Here is a 1,762-nt window from a genome sequence, read left to right on the forward strand (position 1 = left end):
TGATCGAAAATGGTGTTCAGGGTGTGGAGTTCATTACAGTCAATACAGATGCCCAGGCACTTCATTTAGCGAAGTCTGAGCATAAGCTTCAAATTGGGGATAAGCTGACCCGCGGTCTGGGTGCCGGCGCTAACCCGGATGTGGGTAAAAAAGCGGCTGAAGAGTCGCGTGAGCTCATTATGAATACGCTCAAAGGTGCGGATATGGTATTCGTAACGGCGGGAATGGGTGGCGGTACTGGAACCGGAGCGGCTCCTGTCATTGCTGAAATTGCCAAGGAATGTGGCGCGCTGACTGTAGGCGTGGTAACCCGACCATTCACGTTCGAAGGGCGTAAGCGCTCCAATCAAGCTGAACTTGGTATTGAGGGATTAAAAGAAAAAGTAGACACTTTGATAGTAATCCCGAATGACCGTTTGCTTGAAATTGTGGACAAGAAAACCCCAATGTTGGAAGCATTCCGTGAAGCAGACAATGTTCTGCGTCAGGCAGTACAAGGTATTTCAGATTTGATCGCTGTACCGGGTCTAATCAACCTCGACTTTGCTGACGTTAAGACGATCATGACGGAGCGTGGCTCCGCTTTGATGGGGATTGGTGAAGCAACTGGTGAAAATCGTGCGGCTGAAGCAGCACGCAAGGCTATCATGAGCCCGTTGTTGGAGACATCCATTGAAGGTGCTCGTGGTGTGATTATGAACATCACTGGTGGCAACAACCTGTCTCTGTATGAGGTTAATGAGGCAGCTGAAATTGTAACATCGGCTTCCGATCCGGAAGTAAACATGATTTTCGGTGCTATCATTGACGAAGAGTTGAAAGAAGAGATCAAGGTTACCGTCATTGCCACTGGCTTTGAAGGCAAGCCAAGTCAACCGGCACCGGGACGTAAACCGGCAGCCAACCCGGCTACTTCCGAATCGGCGGAAAAAGGCTCTCCTAACTTGCGTCCATTTGGTAACACTCAAAGCAGTGACCAAATAGACATTCCTACATTCTTACGTAACCGTTCGCGCAATAATAATAACGATAACTAGTTTTAATTCAGACTGCCCGCATTCTCCTTGGAGATGCGGGCTTCTTTCTGTTTTCCGCATCCTGCAGTTCAGACGCTTCTCCTCTTTCCGACAAAATTAGTCGGTCACCGTCCCCACCGTTAGACAGACTTTGAACAGCATGACTACTATACTTAAGCCTATCCTGCAAACGCTGGGCGGGTGAAGCCTTGGTTGTTTATATCGACTTGATTTTTTTGGCCAATTTGTTCATTGATGCTGTTCTGCTGATGGTCACCGCCTGGATGAGAAAAATTCGTCCAGTGTGGTGGAGGTTGATGGCATCAGCTGGAATCGGCGCAATGTACGTGGTCATGATGTTTGTGCCGGAACTGTCCTTTTTATTTACGTTCCTGATCAAACTGGCATTATCGGTCATAATGCTGCTGGTGGCTTTTGGATTTGGCAGCATGCAAAAGTATCTTCGTACAATGGGTGCTTTTTACATGATCAATTTTGTAGCTGCAGGTGGCATTTTGGGGATGCATTATTTTCTCCAAAATACGGGGGAATTGTTTAATGGTATCTGGTACACCGCTTCGGGAGGAATGTCTTTTGAACTGAAAATCGCATTCTGGTTTATTTTATGCGCATTTGGCGGAGTGATGCTTTTCTTTCGTATTGTGCAGTCCTCAAAGCAGCGCACAGAAAGGATGAGTGGGTTTCTGGGACAAGTGCAGGTGTGGATTGGGCAGGATCATATTGAG

The 1,762-nt window shown here is 47.4% G+C and carries 2 protein-coding genes; both read left to right on the forward strand.

The annotated features are described in order from the left end of the window. Nucleotides 1–1,037, forward strand: a 1,037-nt coding sequence (gene ftsZ / locus GRP75_RS26075) for a cell division protein FtsZ (protein WP_160790781.1), incomplete at its 5' end; no start/stop codon positions are given. 188 nt (nucleotides 1,038–1,225) lie between these two features. Continuing rightward, a partial coding sequence (locus GRP75_RS26080) for a sigma-E processing peptidase SpoIIGA (protein WP_202404327.1) occupies nucleotides 1,226–1,762 on the forward strand: 537 nt, incomplete at its 3' end.

Source organism: Paenibacillus sp. OT2-17, from assembly GCF_009827695.1.
GTDB lineage: Bacteria > Bacillota > Bacilli > Paenibacillales > Paenibacillaceae > Paenibacillus > Paenibacillus polymyxa_B.